This window comes from Hoeflea sp. CAU 1731 (genome assembly GCF_039888615.1).
GTDB lineage: Bacteria > Pseudomonadota > Alphaproteobacteria > Rhizobiales > Rhizobiaceae > Flavimaribacter.
This window is the reverse complement of the sequence record NZ_JBDQQS010000016.1, coordinates 64,191-83,717: the sequence shown is the minus strand read 5'-3', so window position 1 is coordinate 83,717 and position 19,527 is coordinate 64,191. Positions and strand designations below refer to the sequence as shown.

17 protein-coding genes and 1 other RNA gene are annotated in these 19,527 nt (G+C 60.4%); 11 read left to right on the top strand and 7 right to left on the bottom strand.

Annotated elements, in window-relative coordinates:
- Positions 1-12 precede the first annotated feature (12 nt).
- The 3 genes from AAFN47_RS22060 to AAFN47_RS22050 are packed head-to-tail and all read left to right on the top strand — an operon-like array spanning position 13 to position 2,243.
- Positions 13-309: an EthD family reductase gene (locus tag AAFN47_RS22060; RefSeq protein ID WP_499811423.1), complete on the top strand. Its 297-nt coding sequence runs from the start codon at positions 13-15 to the stop codon at positions 307-309.
- Between the two features lie 9 nt (positions 310-318).
- Positions 319-795 carry a flavin reductase family protein gene (locus AAFN47_RS22055; RefSeq protein WP_499811422.1) on the top strand — a complete coding sequence of 159 codons (477 nt, stop codon included), beginning with the start codon at positions 319-321 and terminating at the stop codon, positions 793-795.
- A gap of 59 nt (positions 796-854) precedes the next feature.
- Positions 855-2,243 carry an aldehyde dehydrogenase family protein gene (locus AAFN47_RS22050; protein ID WP_499811463.1) on the top strand — a complete coding sequence of 463 codons (1,389 nt, stop codon included), beginning with the start codon at positions 855-857 and terminating at the stop codon, positions 2,241-2,243.
- A gap of 269 nt (positions 2,244-2,512) precedes the next feature.
- Here AAFN47_RS22050 and AAFN47_RS22045 read toward each other — a convergent pair whose 3' ends face one another.
- A complete protein-coding gene (locus tag AAFN47_RS22045) occupies positions 2,513-3,175 on the bottom strand; it encodes a MarC family protein (protein WP_499811421.1) in 663 nt (220 codons plus the stop codon).
- Between the two features lie 187 nt (positions 3,176-3,362).
- Between AAFN47_RS22045 and AAFN47_RS22040 the strand changes: the two genes are divergently transcribed.
- Positions 3,363-5,525, top strand: coding sequence for a malate synthase G (locus AAFN47_RS22040; protein ID WP_499811420.1), 2,163 nt, complete (start codon positions 3,363-3,365; stop codon positions 5,523-5,525).
- Between the two features lie 50 nt (positions 5,526-5,575).
- Here the strand turns inward: AAFN47_RS22040 and AAFN47_RS22035 are convergent, their stop codons facing one another.
- The 3 genes from AAFN47_RS22035 to ffs all read right to left on the bottom strand — a co-directional run bounded on the left by AAFN47_RS22035 (position 5,576) and on the right by ffs (position 8,053).
- Entirely contained in the window at positions 5,576-5,899 is a 324-nt protein-coding gene (locus tag AAFN47_RS22035; protein WP_499811419.1) for a YbaB/EbfC family nucleoid-associated protein, read from the bottom strand.
- A gap of 30 nt (positions 5,900-5,929) precedes the next feature.
- A complete protein-coding gene (locus tag AAFN47_RS22030; protein WP_499811418.1) occupies positions 5,930-7,765 on the bottom strand; it encodes a DNA polymerase III subunit gamma/tau in 1,836 nt (611 codons plus the stop codon).
- A 191-nt stretch (positions 7,766-7,956) separates the two neighbouring features.
- Positions 7,957-8,053: signal recognition particle sRNA small type (ffs, locus tag AAFN47_RS22025), an RNA gene on the bottom strand.
- A gap of 107 nt (positions 8,054-8,160) precedes the next feature.
- Here ffs and AAFN47_RS22020 point away from each other — a divergent pair.
- From AAFN47_RS22020 to AAFN47_RS22010, 3 genes are all read left to right on the top strand, one after another.
- Positions 8,161-8,565, top strand: a complete 405-nt coding sequence (locus AAFN47_RS22020; RefSeq protein WP_499811417.1) for an HIT domain-containing protein — start codon at positions 8,161-8,163, stop codon at positions 8,563-8,565.
- Between the two features lie 11 nt (positions 8,566-8,576).
- Positions 8,577-9,527 (top strand): NAD(+) diphosphatase, encoded by a 951-nt coding sequence (nudC, locus tag AAFN47_RS22015; protein ID WP_499811416.1) that lies wholly within the window; start codon positions 8,577-8,579, stop codon positions 9,525-9,527.
- A 431-nt stretch (positions 9,528-9,958) separates the two neighbouring features.
- Positions 9,959-11,200: a hypothetical protein gene (locus tag AAFN47_RS22010; RefSeq protein ID WP_499811415.1), complete on the top strand. Its 1,242-nt coding sequence runs from the start codon at positions 9,959-9,961 to the stop codon at positions 11,198-11,200.
- 63 nt (positions 11,201-11,263) lie between these two features.
- Here the strand turns inward: AAFN47_RS22010 and gshB are convergent, their stop codons facing one another.
- On the bottom strand, positions 11,264-12,214 hold the full coding sequence (gshB, locus tag AAFN47_RS22005; RefSeq protein ID WP_499811414.1) for a glutathione synthase: 951 nt from the start codon (positions 12,212-12,214) through the stop codon (positions 11,264-11,266).
- A 134-nt stretch (positions 12,215-12,348) separates the two neighbouring features.
- Between gshB and recR the strand changes: the two genes are divergently transcribed.
- Positions 12,349-12,954, top strand: coding sequence for a recombination mediator RecR (gene recR / locus AAFN47_RS22000; protein WP_499811413.1), 606 nt, complete (start codon positions 12,349-12,351; stop codon positions 12,952-12,954).
- Here recR and AAFN47_RS21995 read toward each other — a convergent pair.
- Together AAFN47_RS21995 and AAFN47_RS21990 are read right to left on the bottom strand one after the other, a co-directional pair.
- Positions 12,951-13,805, bottom strand: coding sequence for a prephenate dehydratase (locus tag AAFN47_RS21995; protein ID WP_499811412.1), 855 nt, complete (start codon positions 13,803-13,805; stop codon positions 12,951-12,953). The genes recR and AAFN47_RS21995 overlap by 4 nt on opposite strands.
- A 38-nt stretch (positions 13,806-13,843) precedes the next feature.
- Entirely contained in the window at positions 13,844-14,596 is a 753-nt protein-coding gene (locus AAFN47_RS21990) for a 3-deoxy-manno-octulosonate cytidylyltransferase (protein ID WP_499811411.1), read from the bottom strand.
- A gap of 153 nt (positions 14,597-14,749) precedes the next feature.
- On the opposite strand from AAFN47_RS21990, the gene AAFN47_RS21985 reads away from it, so the two are divergent.
- From AAFN47_RS21985 to AAFN47_RS21975, 3 genes are all read left to right on the top strand, one after another.
- Complete coding sequence (locus tag AAFN47_RS21985; protein WP_499811410.1) at positions 14,750-15,565, top strand: c-type cytochrome; 816 nt, start codon at positions 14,750-14,752, stop codon at positions 15,563-15,565.
- 196 nt (positions 15,566-15,761) lie between these two features.
- Positions 15,762-17,621: an extracellular solute-binding protein gene (locus AAFN47_RS21980; protein ID WP_499811409.1), complete on the top strand. Its 1,860-nt coding sequence runs from the start codon at positions 15,762-15,764 to the stop codon at positions 17,619-17,621.
- Positions 17,621-19,486, top strand: coding sequence for an extracellular solute-binding protein (locus AAFN47_RS21975; protein ID WP_499811408.1), 1,866 nt, complete (start codon positions 17,621-17,623; stop codon positions 19,484-19,486). Before AAFN47_RS21980 ends, AAFN47_RS21975 begins: the two co-directional genes overlap by 1 nt.
- The last annotated feature ends 41 nt before the right edge of the window (positions 19,487-19,527 follow it).

Here is a 19,527-nt window from a genome sequence, read left to right as displayed (position 1 = left end):
GAGGTCATATCCATGCATTGTCTGACCGTGATCTATCCCCATCCGGACGACCCGGAAGCTTTCAAAACCTACTACGAAGGAAAGCATTTGCCATTGGCCGCCAGGCTGCCCGGCTTAACACGCTATCATTACGCCTATCCCGACGCAGTCGGCGGCGGCAACGTATTCTGCATCTTCCAGGCCTATTTCGACGACGGCGCAGCGATGGGCGCAGCGATGGAATCAAGCGTCGGCGGAGAGGTCGCGCAGGATGTCGCGAACTACTCGCCGAAAGGCGCACAGATCTTTCACTTCCCGATTGAGGTCTAGAGACCTCAGATGATCGAACATCCCGAACTTTCGCAGTTCCGTCAAGCTGTCTCGCGGTTCACGACGGGGGTGACCGTCGTCACCACAGTCGATGCAGCCGGCAAGAGAATCGGCATGACGGCGAACAGCTTCACCTCCGTCAGCCTGGCGCCTCCGACTGTTCTGATTTCCATCAAGACAGGTCGTACGCTCGAGGCCATACGCAGCACGGGCAAGTTCGCCGTCAACATTCTGCCGGCGTTCGGGAAGGACCTGTCGATTCATTTTGCAGGCCGGCCGTCATCGGGGCCGGCGCCGGAGTTCGAACCCACTGGCGGCATGCCCAAGCTATTGCATGCGATCGCCTATTTCGACTGCGAAGCGACGCGCTTCGTTACCGTCGCCGATCACACCCTGCTCATTGGAGCCGTTTGCGCCTGCACCCATGAGGACGAAGCTGAACCGCTGGTGTTTTTTTCCAGCCGGTATCATGCGCTTGCAAACTGAATTGCGCTCCGGCGCTTACGCCTGAAACATTTCCGGGGAGGAATAACTTGACCTATCACATGACCATTAACGGCCACGCCAGACGCGCGGCCTCTGTCTTTGAAGTCGCAAATCCAGCAGGCGGCATTGCCGGAGAGGCGCCGGCGGCGACCCTCGACGATCTCAACGAAGCCGTGGAAGCGGCGTCCGACGCATTCGTCTCATGGTCCCGCCGCCCGGACAGCGAACTGCGGGAGGCCTGCGAGGCTGTCACAGAAAAAATCAGCGAACACGCCGAAGAACTCGCGCAGATCATCACGCTCGAGCAGGGCAAACCGCTCAACGGGCTCGGCTCGCGTTGGGAATTGGCGGGAGCGGGAGCCTGGGCCGCCCACACATCGGGATTATCGCTGCCGGTCAAGACATTGCAGGACGACAACGAGGGACGGGTGGAGCTGCACCGCAAACCGATCGGGGTCGTGGGCTCCATCACCCCGTGGAATTTTCCGGTGCTGATCGCCGTTTGGCACATTCTGCCGGCGCTCAGGACCGGCAATACGATCGTCATCAAGCCCTCGCCCTATACGCCGCTGGCGACCTTGCGACTGGTCGAGATCATGAACGAGGTGCTGCCCGCGGGCGTCGTGAACGCAATTTCCGGCGAGGACGCAACGTTCAATCTCGGCGCGGCGATTTCCGAGCATCCCGGCGTCCGGAAAATCGTCTTTACCGGATCCTGCGCTACCGGTGAGAAGATCATGGCCTCCGCCGCCACGACCATGAAGCGCCTGACCCTGGAACTGGGCGGCAATGACGCTGGCGTCGTGTTGCCGGACGTCGATCCCGCCGCGATCGCCGAAGGCCTATTCTGGGGCGCGTTCATCAACAACGGGCAGACATGTGCGGCCATGAAACGGCTGTATGTGCACGAGGACATTCATGACGAAGTGTGCGCCGCGCTGGTTGATTTCGCCCGAACCATACCGATGGGCAATGGACTCGACGAGAACTCCGTTCTGGGGCCGGTGCAAAACAAGACGCAATTCGACAAGGTAAAGCGCCTTGTCGACGACGCCAGGCAGCGAGGGCGCACGCTGCTTGGCGGAGAACCCGGCAACGGCCTGTTCTTCCCGCCGACCATAGTGGCGGAACTGAACAACGGCGATCCCCTGGTGGACGAAGAGCAGTTCGGTCCGGCGTTGCCGGTCATCATATACCGGGATCTGGACGAAGCGATCGCCGCCGCCAATGACAGCAAGAACGGCCTGGGCGGTTCTGTCTGGACTTCGGATATCGAACGCGGCCGCGCGATCGCACGGGACATGCAATGCGGCTCGGTCTGGGTCAACAAGCATGGGGCCATCCAGCCCAATGCGCCGTTTGGCGGCGTGAAATCATCCGGTCTGGGCGTTGAATTCGGCGAAGAAGGTCTTGCCGAATACACCGACATGCAGGTCGTCTTCTCCTAGTGTGGTGGATTTGAAGTTCCTTACATTGTAGCAGCTGTCTCATACAGGAACTTTAGATTTGGGGGCACTAGTGGTGCGCTTCCGGCATTTGCATCCCGATGCGGGTCGTCCTGGAGCAAATGTCGGAATCTTCAGAACCACCAGTCTGATAATGTTTTTATTGGGGCTTGTAGTTTGACATTTGAAAAACAAGTTCGCGTCGTGCGGGACTCTATTGTCAAATTTGCTCCACTCGTTCGCCCGCAAGCACACAATCCAGGAAGGGCGACTCACCCGCCGGCGACCAGCGCCGGAAAGTGCAGTTTCGCAAAGGCGACGATGCCGGCCACAAGCATTTCGACGGCGACAGCAGCCAGCACCAGCCCCATCAATCGCGTCACGATATTGATAACCGTATCGCCCAGGGTCCTCGAAATGACGTCTGCAAAGAGCAGGCCCAACCACACCATCACGCTGATCAGCAGCACAACCGGAACCATCGTCACCAGTTCGCTCGTGTCGTTCATGAGCTGAGTAAAAACGATGATCGTCGTGATGGCGCCGGGTCCGAGCATGATCGGGATCGCCATCGGCACGACGGCGATGTTGCGGCGCGGGCGCTCTTCAGCCGGTTGTCCCTGATCTGACACCGCCTCGCCGTCATCGCTCCGGATCAGGGACAACCCGAGACCGAGAATGACGATGCCGCCGGTAATCTGAAATCCCGGGATGCTGATGCCAAAAAACGCCAGTATCTCTTCACCGATCAGCAGTATTACAACGCAGGCGGCGAATATGGTGACGCCGACCACATGCGCGACCTTGCGTTTCTCCGCGGGCGGGAAACCGTTTGTCATCTTCAGGAAGACCGGCACCCCAAGCAACGGGTTGAGAAGCGCTGCAAGCGCTATGGCGAATTTCAGGAAGAGGTCGAGGTTGAAAATGTCGGACACGCGGCCCCCCAGCCACAGACAATTATAATCCTCCGGAAAGTTTAAGACATTTCCTCGGGAGGGCCAAATGCAATATATTATTTCTTGATTGGAACAGATGTTATCCATTATTGCCAAATTGACAGGGACCGGGGCGCCTCCGCTATATTCTGCGCATCTTTTTCACCTCCAAAGCAGGAAGAACACCATGGCGACTGTCGAACTCCACGACCTGACGATCGACCGCGAACTGCATGATTTCATCGTTGACGAAGCGCTTCCGGGCACGGGCGTCGACGCAGATCGATTCTTCAGCGGCCTGTCGGACCTCGTTCACCAGCTCGCACCGCGCAATCGCGCATTGCTGGCGCGGCGTGACGAACTGCAGGAGACCATCGACGTCTGGCATCGCGAAAATGGCAAGCCCACCGACCTCGAATCCTACAAGGCCTTCCTGAAGGAGATCGGCTACCTTGTGCCGGAAGGCCCGGAATTCGCGGTCGCCACCGCCAATGTTGATCCGGAAATCGCCTCCATCGCCGGACCGCAGCTCGTCGTGCCGGTGATGAACGCGCGCTATGCGCTCAACGCCGCCAACGCGCGCTGGGGATCGCTCTACGACGCGCTCTACGGAACCGACGCGATTTCCGAAGAAGACGGCACCGAAAAAGGCAAGGGATACAATCCCGTGCGCGGCGCCAAGGTCATCGCCTGGGCGCGAGATTTCCTGAACCGCTCGGTTCCGATCGGCGGAGACTGGACGGACGTCACGGGCCTCAAGGTCGCCGGCGGCGAACTGGTTATCACGCTTGCCGACGGCTCCGCCGCTGGTCTTTCCAACCCGGCGCAATTCGCCGGCTACACAGGCGCTCCCGAAAAGCCTGATTCGATTCTGTTGAAGAAGAACGGGCTGCATCTCGACATTGTCATCGACCCGGACAGCGCGGTCGGCAGCGGCGATGCGGCGGGCATTTCCGATATCATTCTCGAATCGGCGATGACCACGATCATGGACTGCGAGGACAGCGTCGCGGCTGTGGACGCGGAAGACAAGGCGGTGGTCTACCGCAACTGGCTGGGCCTGATGAAGGGCGATCTGGCCGAAGAGGTGAGCAAGGGAGGCGAGACGTTCACCCGCCGCCTCAACGAAGACCGCACCTATACCGGCCGCAACGGCGAGACGCTGACCCTGCCCGGCCGCTCGCTGATGCTGGTGCGCAATGTCGGCCACCTGATGACCAACCCCGCGATCCTCGACCGCGACGGCGCTGAAATTCCGGAAGGCATAATGGACGGGCTCGTCACCGCCATGATCGCCCTGCACGATATCGGCGAGAACGGTCGGCGCGGCAATTCGCGCGAGGGATCCGTCTATATCGTCAAGCCGAAGATGCACGGACCGGAAGAAGTCGCCTTTTCCTGTGAATTGTTCTCGCGCATCGAGGATATTCTCGGCCTTGCCCGCAACACGCTGAAAATGGGCATAATGGACGAGGAACGGCGCACCACGGTCAATCTGAAGGAGTGCATCCGCGAGGCGAAGGAGCGGGTCTTCTTCATCAACACCGGCTTCCTCGACCGCACCGGAGACGAAATCCACACCTCGATGGAAGCCGGCGCGATGATCCGCAAGGGCGACATGAAGCAGGCTCCATGGATTTCCGCCTATGAGGACTGGAACGTCGACACCGGACTCGAATGCGGGCTTTCCGGCCATGCGCAGATCGGCAAGGGCATGTGGGCGATGCCGGACCTCATGGCGGCGATGCTCGAACAGAAGATCGGCCATCCGAAAGCCGGCGCCAACACCGCCTGGGTTCCTTCGCCGACGGCGGCGACGCTGCACGCGACACACTATCACGCGATCGACGTCGCCGATGTGCAGGCGCGCCTGCGCGATCGTCCGAAAGCGAAGCTTGACGACATTCTCTCGATTCCGGTGAGCGATCGCCCGAACTGGACGCCGGAGGATATCCAGCACGAACTTGACAACAATGCGCAGGGCATCCTTGGTTACGTCGTTCGCTGGGTCGGCCAGGGAGTGGGTTGCTCCAAGGTGCCTGACATCAACAATATCGGCCTGATGGAAGACCGCGCCACCCTGCGCATCTCGTCCCAACACATGGCCAACTGGCTGCATCACGGGATTGTGGGCGAAGACCAGATCGTCGAAACGATGAAACGCATGGCGGCTGTTGTCGACGAACAGAACGCCGGCGATCCCGCCTATGTCCCGATGGCGGGCCGTTTCGACGACTCCATCGAGTTTCAGGCGGCGCTCGATCTGGTGCTCAAAGGTCGCGAACAGCCCAACGGCTACACCGAACCGGTGTTGCACGCCAGGCGGCGCGAGTTGAAAGCCGCGCAGTAGAGCTGAGACATTGATAGCGCCGCAGAGGCGGCGCTATCCGGATACCGGGATCAGAACGGCAGCTTGAAGCCGGGCGGGATCGGCAGGCCGGCGGTGAGTTCCTGGGTCTTTTCCTGAACCGCCGCCTCGACTTTCGACTTGGCGTCATTGTGGGCTGCAAGGATCAGGTCTTCGAGTATTTCCGCCTCGTCATCCTTGATGAGCGACGGATCGATCTTCAGCGCCGACATGACGCCCTTGCCGTTCAGGGTGACGGTGACCAGGCCTCCGCCGGATGTTCCCTCAACCTGCATCGACTCGAACTGCTCCTGGAGACCGGCCATCTTCTCCTGCATTTCCTTGACCTTGCCCATCATTCCCATGAGGTCGCGCATTGCTTGTCTCCATTAGATTGGTGTCATGTCTCAGTCTTCTTCGAACGCCTCGGGAAGGATGTCTCCTTCCTCGCTTTGATGCTCTGAAGGCAATTCGTCCTGTTCGTCAACGCGGATTCGCACGTCGCGGATCCGGGCGCCGGGAAACTGCGCGAGGATTGCGGCGACATCCGGATCTTCGCCGGCGTCGCGCACCCGCTTGTCGTGGCGTTCGGAATCGATCTCTTCCAGCGTCTGCCCGCCGGGTTCGCGGCTGATCGAGATGATCCAGCGTCGTCCGGTCCATTCCTTCAGCCGTCCGTCGAGCTCGCCGATGAAGGCGCGCGGCGTATCGTCATGCAGTGCGATTTCCAGCCGGCCGGGCTCGATGCGTACGGGCCGCAGATAGCGGCGGATCATCGCCTTGAGTTTCAGGTCGCGGTGGCTGCCTGCGAGTTCCGCCAGTTCGGACAAGGAGGCGATCGCCACTTCCGGCGCGGCTTCGGCGGTTTCCAGCGACGCGGGCTCCGGCCGCGGATCAGCGTCGCCGTTGACGCGCCGCAGCGCGACCGGCTCGCCATTGCCTGGAACCGTCGTGGACACGGGCGCCTCCACAGACACGGCCGACGTTGAGACCGGCGCAGAGGACGACGTTCCCGACGGGGCAGGTCCGCCTGGAGACGGCGCAGCGTTCGAAACCGCCTTGTCCAGGCTGCGCGCCGCCTCTTCCGGCGAAGGCAGGTTGGCGGCGTGGGTCAACCGGATGAGCACCATTTCGCAAGCGCTGACCGGGCGGTTCGACTGCTCCGTCTCGGCGATGCCCTTGAGCAGCATCTGCCACTGACGCGACAGAACCGGCACGGATAGTTTTCCAGCGAACTCGGCGCCGCGTTTGCGCTCGACTTCGTTGAGGGCAGGATCGTCGGCCGCGCCGGCGACGAATTTCAACCGGATGACGAGATGGGTGAAATCGGCCAGGTCAGTCAGGACGACGACCGGATTGGCGCCGGAATCGTAGAGATCGCGGAAGGTGCCCAGCGTATCCGCCACGGCGCCGCCGACGACCTGTTCGAACAGGTCGACGATCCGGGTCCGGTCTGCGAGGCCAAGCATGCCGCGCACCGTCTCGGCCTCTATCGCGCCGCCGCCATGGGCGATCGCCTGGTCGAGCAGCGACAGGCCGTCGCGCACCGAACCCTCCGCCGCACGCGCGATCATGGCGAGCGATTCGTCGTCGATGGCGACGCCTTCCTTGCCGGCGACGGAGCGGAAATGATCGATCAGTTCGGCCGCCTCGATACGGCGCAGGTCGAAGCGCTGGCAACGCGACAGCACCGTGATGGGCACCTTGCGGATCTCGGTCGTCGCGAAGATGAACTTCACGTGTTCAGGCGGCTCTTCCAGCGTTTTCAGCAGACCGTTGAAGGCCTGCGTCGATAGCATATGCACCTCGTCGATGATGTAGACCTTGTAGCGCGCGGAGACCGGCCTGTAGCGAACCTGCTCGATTATTTCCCGAATGTCGTCGATGCCGGTGTGGGACGCCGCGTCCATTTCTATGACGTCGACATGGCTGCCCGCCATGATCGCTTCGCAATGCTCGCCGGTTTCGCTCAAGTCGACGGTCGGTCGATCAATGGTCTCGGTCCGGTAGTTCAGGGCGCGGGCGAGAATGCGCGCCGTCGTCGTCTTGCCGACGCCGCGCACGCCGGTCAACATGTAGGCCTGGGCGATGCGATCCGTTTCGAAAGCGTTCGTCAGGGTGCGCACCATCGGCGCCTGGCCGATGAGGTCGCCAAAATCCCGCGGACGGTACTTTCTGGCCAGTACGCGATAACCCTGCGTGACGTCGTTCATCAATGCTCCCCGGACGGTTCCGCCCGACATAACGGATTGCGGCGCGTGCAATCAATACGAAAGGCGGCGCCGGAGCAAAATCCGCTCCGGATATTGCGTTACGTCCGCATGGAGAAAGCATCGCCCTGCGGGCGGCGCCAAGTCAATAGCGGCGGACTGCGATCACGGCGCAAAGGCGGCGCCGGGGTGGAGGACCGGGCATTCTGTGGATATCAAGGTGGGTGGGAGGCTGGCACGGCGACCCGTGCCTGGCTCGTTAGGGCTGCTTCCTTCCGGACCTGACCCGGTTGGCGAGTGGCTCGTCCACCACCAACCTCCCGCGTCCCATATCGTCAATCGGGCGCAGAAATGCAAGCCAATCGCAGAAAAAACTGTTACGCTACGGCAACTGGTTCGCCAGAAGAAGAAACCGGGGTGGAAACTGTATGAGTGCATTCAAGCTGGATCGGGTGCTGGAAGCCGACAGCATGCTCGTCTCGAAACTGGGTCTTTGCCAGTTGCGGCTGATGAACGACAGTCGCTGGCCCTGGTTGCTTTTGATCCCGCAGAGACCGGAAGCCGAGGAGATCTACCACCTGACGCCACTCGACCAGACTCTCCTGACATTCGAAACCTGCGAAATAGCCCGCGCGCTCAAGCAGGTTACGGGCTGCGCTAAAATCAACGTCGCCGCGCTTGGCAATCAGGTCCGCCAGCTCCATTTTCATGTGATCGCGCGCAGAACCGACGACGCGGCCTGGCCGAAACCGGTCTGGGGCGTTGGAACGGCTATCCCCTATGATCGTGGAGAAGCCGACGGGTTGAAAGCCGCCATCGTGGACGCACTTTAGGAAAAGAAACATTGTCGCTTTTTAACGGGAACGGGCCGGAACCGAGCAGTTTCGTCGCCTTTGCAGGAAACCGGCTGGAACGTCGTTCGGAACATCGCGACGACGGCGTGCTCGAAGAGGCGCTCGCCACTGCCGGGGCCATGGCCTTCGCCATGCGCAGCGGCCGGGCCTATCTGGCGATGAATGGAGAGGGTTTCGACGCGCTTCACGACATCGCCGATCTGGACGCGCTTTCGCCGGATTTCGAAAACGCCGTTGTGCTTGGCTATACAGACTCCGGCGCGCCGCGGCTGGCGGTTCCGGTGAAGCGGGATCCGGATGACCTCCCGGACACAATCAAAGCCATCGATCATCGCTCGATCTACATGCAGGGTCTCGTCCGCGGGAGCGAACTCGGGGAACTCGCACAAGGCGCGAGCCTCCTCGCCTGGACGATGTCGCACCGCTTTTGCGGACGTTGCGGCGAAAAGACACAACCGCGCGCCGGCGGCTATCGGCGCGAATGCCCCTCCTGCGGCAACCAGATGTTTCCGCGGACCGATCCGGTCGTCATCATGTTGGCCATCGACGAAAAGACGGATCGCTGCCTGCTTGGCCGCAGCCCGCATTTTGCGCCGGGCATGTTTTCCTGCCTTGCCGGCTTTCTGGAGCCGGGCGAAACAATCGAGGAAGCGGTTCGGCGCGAAACCCTGGAGGAATCGGGCATCCGGATCGGCGCCGTACGCTATCATGCGTCGCAACCCTGGCCGATGCCGCATTCGCTGATGATCGGCTGCTACGGAGAAGCGCTCAGCGACCGCATCGTGGCCGATACGCGGGAACTGGAAGACTGCCGCTGGTTCAATCGGGAAGAAACGGCCGAGATTCTCTCGCGACGGGTGGGAAGCGGGACCCTCAATTCACCGCCGCCGGGAGCAATCGCGCATCACCTGATCCGCGATTGGCTGGAAACCTCTTCCTGACACGGGCGACAGGGTCTCAGCGCAAGCGACATACGGTCGCATTTATCATGATAATTTTTGTCATGTTTGCAATTGACACTCCGCTAAAGCACTTCTAGAAAATTAGCATTCGCTAATGGCGACTGTGCGGCCGCTTTACCCGAAAATTGTCAACCGGCTAATGAAATACCGATGGACAGAGCCTGTCGTAGAAGATACGTTATGTTATTACGTATCATTATTTGAAGCCTGCGGTTTCGGCACGGTCACACAAGGGGATCTTGGGGGATACGACATCCTGAGCACTCGGCCGGCGCCAGACACGAATTGGCGTCAAATGCATTTGAGTCGCATTCTCATTAAAGCTTGATCTCCAATTCTGCAAACAGTACAGTGCGGATGAGAATGATTTGCATTATCAGAATATCCCGACAATCGGACAGGAGAGGTCTATGAGGGACTCGAATTTCAACACGCGCAACCTGATCGGGTCGACGCTCTTAAGCCCCGTCAAGCCGGTGGTCGCGATGTTGGCGCTCGTTGGCGCAGCCACATTCGGCGGGCAGGCGATCGCAGCCGATCTGACGGAGGTGGAGATTGTCACCGCTCCCGCTGTCCAGACCGTCAGCTATCCATTCATCATCGCCGAACTGGAAGTGGAACTGGAAAACGACCTCGTCTTTAATTCCGACGATCCCGACGCCGAATTCAACAATCTCTATCCGACAATCGGGTTCGTCGCCGAACTCGGTCTGAACGAGTATTTCAAGGTCGTTGTCGGCCTGACCATGGAGCAGCTCGAGGATCCGGAAGAGGACAGCTATTTCGAAGATGTCGGGCTCTATATGGATACAATCCATCTGCAAGCCGATGTCGGTGGGCTGTCGCTGCTCGCCGGTAAATACGGTCCCGAGTTCGGACAGGCGTGGGACAACACGCCCGGTCTTTACGGCACCTCGCTGGCCGAGGATTACGAGATCACCGAGATGATCGCACTGGGCTTTGCCTATGACTTCGAACTGGGCGACGCCGGCACCCACACGCTCGCCGCCAACACCTTCTTCGCCGATACGACGGTGCTGTCCGAATCGCTGATTACGAATCGCGGCCGCGTCTCGCTGTCCGACGGCGGGTCGGCCAATACCGAAAGGTTCAACAATTACGCAGTCGCCCTCAGCGGCGAGGAGATGACGGCGCTGCCCGGCCTCAGCTACAATCTCGGTTTTACCTATCTTTCCGCAGGAATCGGCGATGTCGCCGACCAGACCGGTTATGTTTTCGGTCTGGCTTACGAAAACGAATACGCCAACGGCGTCACCATGAACGTCACCGGGGAAGTGGCCTATTTCAACAATATCGGCGGCACGCTCGATGACGGAACCTACTTCACCGCCGGTCTGGAACTCAGCAATGGCTCCTGGCATGGCGAACTCGCCGGCGCGCTTCGCGACATCAATCTCGATGGCGGCGGTTCGGAGGACACATCCTTCGTCCAGCTTTCCGGCGGTTACGAGTTCGACAATGGTCTCGATCTGACGCTCGGCTACGCCTATGTGGACGAGGACAGCGTCGGCTCGCATGTCTTCGGCGTGCGCCTGTACAAGGCCTTCGATTTCGCAACGCCCGGCGCACCGGACGAGGAGCTTGACCTGCCGGAACGTCCGCGTGTTCGCAGCGGACCCGTCGTCCAGTAGTCAAAAACGCCCGAGTTTTAACTCACTGTTCGCGCCGCTTTTGCGGCGCGTTCCATTTGTACGTCAAACAGCGACTTTCGCTTCGATGGCGTCCCACAACAGGGCGGCGATATCGGCCCCGCCAAATTTTTTCACCTCGCGAATGCCGGTCGGCGAGGTCACGTTGATTTCCGTCATGCAGTCGCCGATCACGTCGATGCCGACGAAGAGGAAACCGCGTTCGCGCAAGGACGGGCCGATACGGGCGCAAATCTCCTCCTCGCGTTGCGTGAGCTCAGACGGTTCGGCGCGGCCGCCGACATGCATGTTGGATCGCGAATCGGTTTCGGACGGCACGCGATTGATTGCACCGACCGGCTCGCCATCGATGAGGATGATGCGCTTGTCGCCTTGTCTCACCGCCGGAAGATATTGCTGCGCGATCAGCGGTTCGCGATACATCTCGGCAAACAGTTCCAGCAGCGAAGAGAGGTTGCGGTCGTCGTTCTTCAGATGGAAGATGCCGGCGCCGCCATTTCCGTAGAGGGGCTTGATGATAATATCGCCCATTTCCTTGCGGAAGGCGACAATCTCCTTCGGATCGGCTGTAATCAGTGTCTTTGGCATGAGGTCCGGAAACTCGGTCACGAAGATCTTTTCCGGAGAATTGCGCACCCAGGCCGGATCGTTGACCACCAGCGTTTCGGGATGAACGCGCTCGAGCAGATGCGTCGAGGTGATGTAGGACATGTCGAAGGGCGGATCCTGACGCAGCAGCACCACATCCATGGCGGCGAGCTCGACGCGGCGCGGTTCGCCGAGGGTGTAGTGATCGCCTTCTCTGTCCTGCAGGGTCATGGGCTCCATCGTGGCGATGGTCTTGCCGTCGAACAGCGACAGCTGCGACGGCGTGTAATGGAACAGCTCATAGCCGCGCTGCTGGGCTTCCAGACACATGGCAAAGGTCGAATCGCCCGCAATCTGGATCGTTGAGACATGGTCCATCTGGACGGCGACCTTGAGTGTTTTCGTCATCTTTTCATCCCATCGATGCTTTGCGCATCATTCAAAATCCTGATCACACATAGTGTGGCCGGCCGGCAAACGCCACCGGTCTTCCGCCAACTCCTGCGCTGCCATTCGTCTCGAATCAGGCTAGAAAGGCAGGTATGAGCAAAAGCGTCGCCGGACCCGAGATCGAAAAACTTATCCAGCTGCTGGCCAAGGTGCCGGGGCTCGGGCCGCGCTCGGCGCGCCGCGCCGCCCTGCACCTGATCAAGAAGAAGGACCAGTTGCTGGGCCCACTCGGCGACGCAATGCGCGAGGCCTACGATCATGTCGGCGTCTGTTCGACCTGCGGCAATGTCGACACCAGCGACCCCTGCACGATCTGCACCGACCCGCGGCGCGATCGCAGCGTGATCGTCGTGGTCGAGGATGTCGCCGATCTCTGGGCCCTGGAACGGGCTGGCGCGCTGAACGCGCTCTACCACGTGCTTGGCGGCACGCTGTCACCGCTCGACGGCGTCGGTCCCGACGATCTCAACATCAAGGCGCTGGTGGAGCGGGCTTCAGGCGGCGACGTCAAGGAGATCATCATCGCCGTCAACGCGACGGTGGAAGGCCAGACGACCGCCCACTACATCACCGATCAGCTTGAAGGCCTTGATCTTTCCGTCACACGACTGGCGCACGGCGTTCCGGTGGGCGGCGAACTCGACTATCTCGACGAGGGCACGCTGTCGGCCGCGATGCGGGCGCGCACGCGGCTTTAACCGTTGCGGTCCTGCTCGTAGCGGAAAGGATGCGCCTTGTAGGCGCCGAGCACCCTCACCTTTGTGGAAAAGAAACCCAGTTCCTCGAGCGCCCGCGACACGTTCAGATCATCGGGATGGCCCTCAATATCGGCGTAGAACTGGGTCGCGGTGAATCGCCCTTCCAGCTGATAGCTTTCAAGCTTCGTCATGTTGACGCCATTGGTGGCGAAACCGCCCATCGCCTTGTAGAGCGCCGCCGGAAGGTTGCGCACGTTGAAGATGAACGTCGTGACGATGAGGTCCTCGTCGCGCTCGCGCGGCGCCATGACGCTTTCCGCCGACAGGATGACGAACCGGGTGACGTTGTCGTCGGTGTCCTCGACGTTTTCCATCAGGATATCGAGGCCGTACATGTCCCTGGCCAGAAGCGGCGCAAGCGCCGCCATGGACGGATCTCCCTTTTCGGCGACAAGGCGCGCCGCGCCCGCAGTGTCGCCGGCGACAACCGGCTGCCAGCCATTTTCGCGCATGATCTTGCGGCACTGGCCGAGCGCATGGATATGGCTGTGAACCGTCTTGATGTCCTCGATCTTCCCGCCCGGGACCACCATCAACTGGAAATGGATGGGCATGAAGTATTCGCCGACGATGTGCAGTCCTGATTCCGGCAGCAGGTGGTGGATATCCGCGACGCGGCCCGCGATGGTGTTCTCGATCGGGATCATCGCGAGTTGCGCCTCGCCGCTTTTCACGGCGTTGAAGGCGTCCTCGAAAGTCCGGCAGGGCATTGGATCCATCTCGGCGAACATGTCGCGGCAAGCCATGTCCGAATTGGCGCCGTATTCACCCTGAAACGAGATCCTGTTCATTTTCCTGCCCTGATTGTTTGTCGTATTATGTCTGCGCTTTAGCCGAACGCGTGAGGATCGGCAAGAATTTGCCGCGCGCGCTCCAGATCGGGCCCGGTGTCGACTCCCAGCGGAACCTCGCCGACGATTTCCACGTCGATGCGCATTCCGGCCTCAAGCGCGCGAAGTTGTTCGAGCGATTCCCGCGTTTCGAGCGTCGATCGCGGTAACGAGACGAACCGGGACAAAGCGTCGCGGCGCCAGGCGTAAAGGCCAATGTGGTGGTAGAGCGGCCCGTCGCCGTGAGGCGCGGTTGCGCGGGTAAAGTACAGAGCCCTCAGCCTTTTCTCCGACAGCGGAGACCCGACCACCTTGACGACGTTCGGATTGGTTTTTTCTTCCGCCTCCGAAATCACCGCTGCAACGGTTGCAATATCTGTCTGCAGATTTTCGAGAGGCGCGAAAGCCGCGCGAATCGTCTCCGGACGCACCGTGGGGAGATCGCCCTGGACGTTCACAATTGTTTCTATTTTTCCATCAGGATCAAGGGCTTGCAGGGCCTCGAAAACACGATCCGATCCGGATGGATGATCGGGCCGGGTAAGGATCGCCTCAAAGCCTTCGCGTCGTGCGGCGTCCGCCACCTCGCGGCTGTCGGTCGCGATCGCAACCGGGCCGATTGCGGCTTCGCGGGCGCGCAGGGCCACCTGGACGATCATCGGTTTTCCACCGATGTCGGCGAGCACCTTGCCAGGCAGCCGCGTCGAGGACATGCGCGCGGGAATCAGGACAATATTGCTGCTGGACGACATCTGGGGACCGGTTCTGCTTCGCGGGCTGGAAGTCACTTTCTGGAGCGGTTATAAACAGTGTTGCAACAGCAAGGCAAAAGACATAGGTTCCGCGCCAAATCGAGACTTGTGCCGGTTTCGGGGAAGGACCGGCATAACATGGAGCCCCCGAAGATGAACAGCTCTTATTTCAACGCAATCGCCGGCGCTTTTCTCACGGTGGTTTTCGTTGTCATGACCGTGTCGATCGCTTCCGACGCCATTTTCCACACCAGGGAACCGGTCAAGGAAGGCTTCGAGATCGAGGTGACCGAAGGGGGCGGGGAAGCCGGTGGCAAGGAAGATGCGGGTCCATTCCAGATCGCAACCCTGATGGCGGGCGCCAGCGCCGAGGCCGGCGCCAATGTTTTCAAGAAGTGCCAGTCCTGCCACACAGTCGATGATGGCGGCGCCAACAAGGTCGGCCCCAACCTGTGGCATGTGCTTGGTCGACCGGTGGCCAGCGCCCCGGACTTCGCCTATTCGCCGGCCATGGTCGAATACGCTGCTGGCGGCGAAACCCACTGGATGTACCAGAATCTCAGCGAGTTCCTGGACAATCCGAAGAAATTCCTCAGCGGCACCAAGATGAGCTTCGCCGGCCTGAAAAAGCCGGAAGATCGCGCCAATGTGATTGCTTACTTGAGGGAACAGGCGCCTGAACTGCTGCCGCTCCCCACGCCTGAGCCCGAGGCCGCGGAAGCCGAAACGACACCGGAAGCGACTGAAGCGTCAGCCACGCCGGAGGCCGCCAGCGATGCGACCGCGGCCGAAGACATGTCCGGCTCCTCCGGAATGACGCCTGCCGAAACGGCGGAAGAAAAGGCCGAGGAATCCAAGACGCTGGATGAGGCGGCCGCAGAGGGCGCCGACGCCGTGACGACCGATGTCGACGCGCTGGAAGAAGAAGCAGCGGAGCCGACGGCAACGGAAACCGAATCTTCGAACTGACGTTGAAAAAAAACAATCCTCGATGAGGCCGGGCCCGCGCCCGGCCTTTTTCGTATCGGCGAACCTTACCGATTGTTCATAATTTTTGCCCGTTCTTCGTCACATTTGACCTTCATGGGTCGATACATTGACCGACTATTGCTTTTGTTTATGTACTAAACGACAGCAATGACGCCTCACACAACGGGAGATCACGGTGACGGTTCGTTCTCTATCCAGACGCAGTCCCGCCATCCTTGCCGGCATCGTGGCCGGCTTCACAGTTCTCAACCTCCTCCCCCCGGCCGCGGTCGCCGACGACATGGTGTGGCGTCATGCGTCGTCGCTGATCGGGACGCCGAAATATCCAGCTGATTTCCAGCGTTTCGACTACGTCAACCCGGATGCGCCGAAGGGCGGCGAGGTGCGGGTATCTGCCAATGACACGTTCGACACGTTCAACCCGCTGCTCGCCAAGGGCGATCTCGCCGAAGGCCTCGGCCTCGTTTTCGAAACGCTGTTGACCTCGTCCATGGACGAGATCAACTCAGAATACGGACTGCTTGCAGAGGCGGTCAGCTTTCCCGACGACTATTCCTCGGCGACCTATCGCCTGAGAGAGGGCGCGCGCTGGCACGACGGAACACCCGTCACGCCCGAGGACGTGATCTGGAGCTTCGAAAAGGTCGTCGAACTCGATCCCCAGAGGCATTTCTACTATCAGCATGTCACCGGCGCCGAGAAGACCGGAGAGCGCGACGTCACCTTCACCTTCGACGAAAAGAACAACCGGGAACTTCCGCAGATTGTCGGCCAGCTCCTTATTCTGCCGAAACACTGGTGGGAAGGAATCAACGACAAGGGCGAGCAACGCTCCATCGAGCGCACCACTCTCGAAATCCCGATGGGATCGGGACCGTACAAGATCACCAGCGTATCGCCCGGCTCCACGGTGGTCTTCGAGCGGGTCGAGGACTATTGGGGCAAGGATCTGCCGGTCAATGTAGGCAGCAACAATTTCGACAAGCTTCAATACGAATATTTCACAAGCAGGGATTCCGAATTTCAGGCCTTCAAGGCCGGAAAGGTCGATTTCTGGCTCGAGAACAGGGCGCAACGCTGGGCCAATGGCTACGATTTCGCCGCGGTCGAGGACGGGCGGATCGTCCGCGACATGTTCGAGAACCCCTACCGGTCCTCGGGCGTCATGGTCGGTTTCATTCCCAATCTGCGGCGCGACAAGTTCAAGGATTCGCGCGTGCGCGAAGCGCTGATCCAGGTCTTCGATTTCGAGGAGCTCAATCGCACCCAGTTCTTCGATCAGTATGAGCGCATCGGCAGCTATTTCTACGGAAGCGAACTTGCCTCCAGCGGCCTTCCTCAGGGAAAGGAACTGGAAATACTCGAATCGGTGCGCGACCTTGTGCCCGAAGAGGTCTTTACCGAAGAATACAAGAACCCGGTCGGCGGCGACCGCGCCAACCAGCGCAAAAATCTTCGCGAGGCCATTCGCCTGTTCGGCGAAGCCGGCTATGAAATCCGCGACGGCAAGATGGTCAACATCGAAACCGGCGAGCCTTTCGGCTTCGAGATCCTGCTCAATGGTCCGATTATCGAGAGCGTCGCCCAGGCCTACGCCCAGAACCTGAAGCGGATCGGCGTCGAGGCGACGGTGCGCTCCGTCGATCCGGCGCAATACACAAACCGCGAGCGCAGCCGGGACTTCGATGTGATCTACAGCGGATGGGGCCAGTCGCTGTCGCCCGGCAATGAGCAGATGGAATATTGGGGCTCGGCTGCGGCGAACCGGGAAGGTTCGGCGAACTACGCCGGCATTTCCGATCCGGGCGTCGACGCGCTTATCGAAAAGATCGTCTTCGCCGAAGACCGCGACACGCTGGTGGCCGCTGCGAAGGCGCTCGACCGGGTGCTGCTTGCCGGCCGCTATGTCGTTCCGTCCTACACATTGAGAAAGGCGCGCCTGGCCTATTGGAGTTTCCTGGCCTTTCCGGAACCGCTGCCGACCTATTCGCTCGGCTTTCCTTCGATCTGGTGGTCGAAGAAGGCGACGGACTGATGGCGGCTATGGACCGTCGTACTTTCCTTCTCACCTCCGGGCTTGGCGCCGCCGGCATGTTGACGCCGGCGCGTTTCGCCTTCGCGCAAGTTCCGGGCAATACACGCCTGCACGGTATTTCGGCTTTCGGAGACCTGAAATATCCGGCCGATTTCACGCATTTCGACTATGTCGACCCGCAGGCCCCAAAAGGCGGCATTTTCAATTTCCAGCCGCCGAACTGGCAGTACAACCAGAACGTCCAGACATTCAATACGCTGAACAGCTTCATACTGCGCGGCGATGCGCCGCCGCGCATGGAACTGTGCTTCGACAGTCTGATGGTGCGAGCGCTCGACGAACCAGACGCGCAATATTGCCACCTGGCCGAATGGGTCGAGGTCTCCGAAGACCGCAATGTCTGGCGGTTCGGATTGCGGCCGGAAGCCCGGTTCCATGACGGATCCCCGGTGACCGCCGCAGATGCGGCCTACAGTTACAATCTACTCAAGGAAGAGGGTCATCCCAATATCGTCATCACGCTGCGGGAGATGACCGAAGCCGTCGATATCGACGAGCGCACATTGGAGCTACGTTTCAGCGGCGACCAGTCTGCAAACGCGATCCTCGCCGCCGTCGAAATGCCGGTGCTGTCGCAGGCCTACTACTCCGACCGTCCTTTCGACTCCAGCACGCTCGACATTCCACTCTCTTCCGGCGCCTATCGGCCGTCGCGCGTGGACGCCGGCCGCTTCATCGAATATGGCCGCGTCGAAGATTACTGGGGCCGGGATCTGCCGACTGTCCGGGGCCAGAACAATTTCGACACGTTGCGCATCGAATTCTTCGCCGACCGGCAGGCCGGTTTCGAGCAGTTCAAGAAGGGCGAGATCCAGTTTCGCGAGGAGTTCACCTCCAAGAGCTGGGCGACCGAATATAATTTTCCGGCCATCACACAGGGCCGCGTGATCAAGCGAACCTTTCCCGCCGAGCGTCGTCCAATGATGCAGGCCTGGCCGGTTAACCAGCGCCGCGCGCGCTTTTCCGACTGGCGCGTCAGGCAGGCGATCAATCTTTGCTTCGACTTTCGGTGGACCAACGACAAGATCTTCTACAACGCCTATGAGCGGTCGCAATCCCTGTTCGAGAAGTCCGAGTTCGTTGCGACCGGCATGCCAACGGAGGCAGAACTTGCCATCCTCGAACCGCTGAGAGAGAGGCTGCCGGAAGCCGCCTTCGGCGAAGCCGTGACGCAGCCCGTTTCGGATGGATCCGGGCGCGACCGCGCCCTGCTCCGGCAGGCTGTGACCCTTCTCGACGAAGCGGGCTGGACGCGTGACGGGCAGGTATTGAAGAAGGATGGCGAGACCCTGTCGGTGGAAATCCTGATCCGGTCGCCAGTCTTCGAGCGGGTTTTGTCTGGCCTGGTGGAAAACATGCGTCGGGTGGGCATCGAAACCTCGGTCCGACTGGTCGATCCGGTGCAATTCCAGTCGCGGCTCGAAACGTTCGATTTCGACATGGTGGGCCTTGCCTTGTCAATGGGCGCCACGCCGACCCGGGAAAATCTGGCGTCGATGTTTTCCGATTCCTTTGCGGCCGTCGAGGGTTCAAACAATTATCCGGGCGCACAAAGCGGCGTCTATGACGATCTGCTCGCTCATGTCGGCAAAGCCCAAAGCCGCGAAGAGCTGGTGATAGCCATGCGCGCGCTCGATCGTGTCGAAAGAGCGCGGCTTGACTGGATTCCGAACTGGTATTCGGCGGACCACAAGGTTGCATTCTGGGACATGTTCGGATTCCCTGTTACAAAGCCGGACTACGGGTGGCCTGTCGAATCACTGTGGTGGCTCGACGAAGAAAAGGCGCGTGCGATCGGCAGATGAAGCCAGAGCGGGACGGGAACAGATTGAATCGAATGACGGCA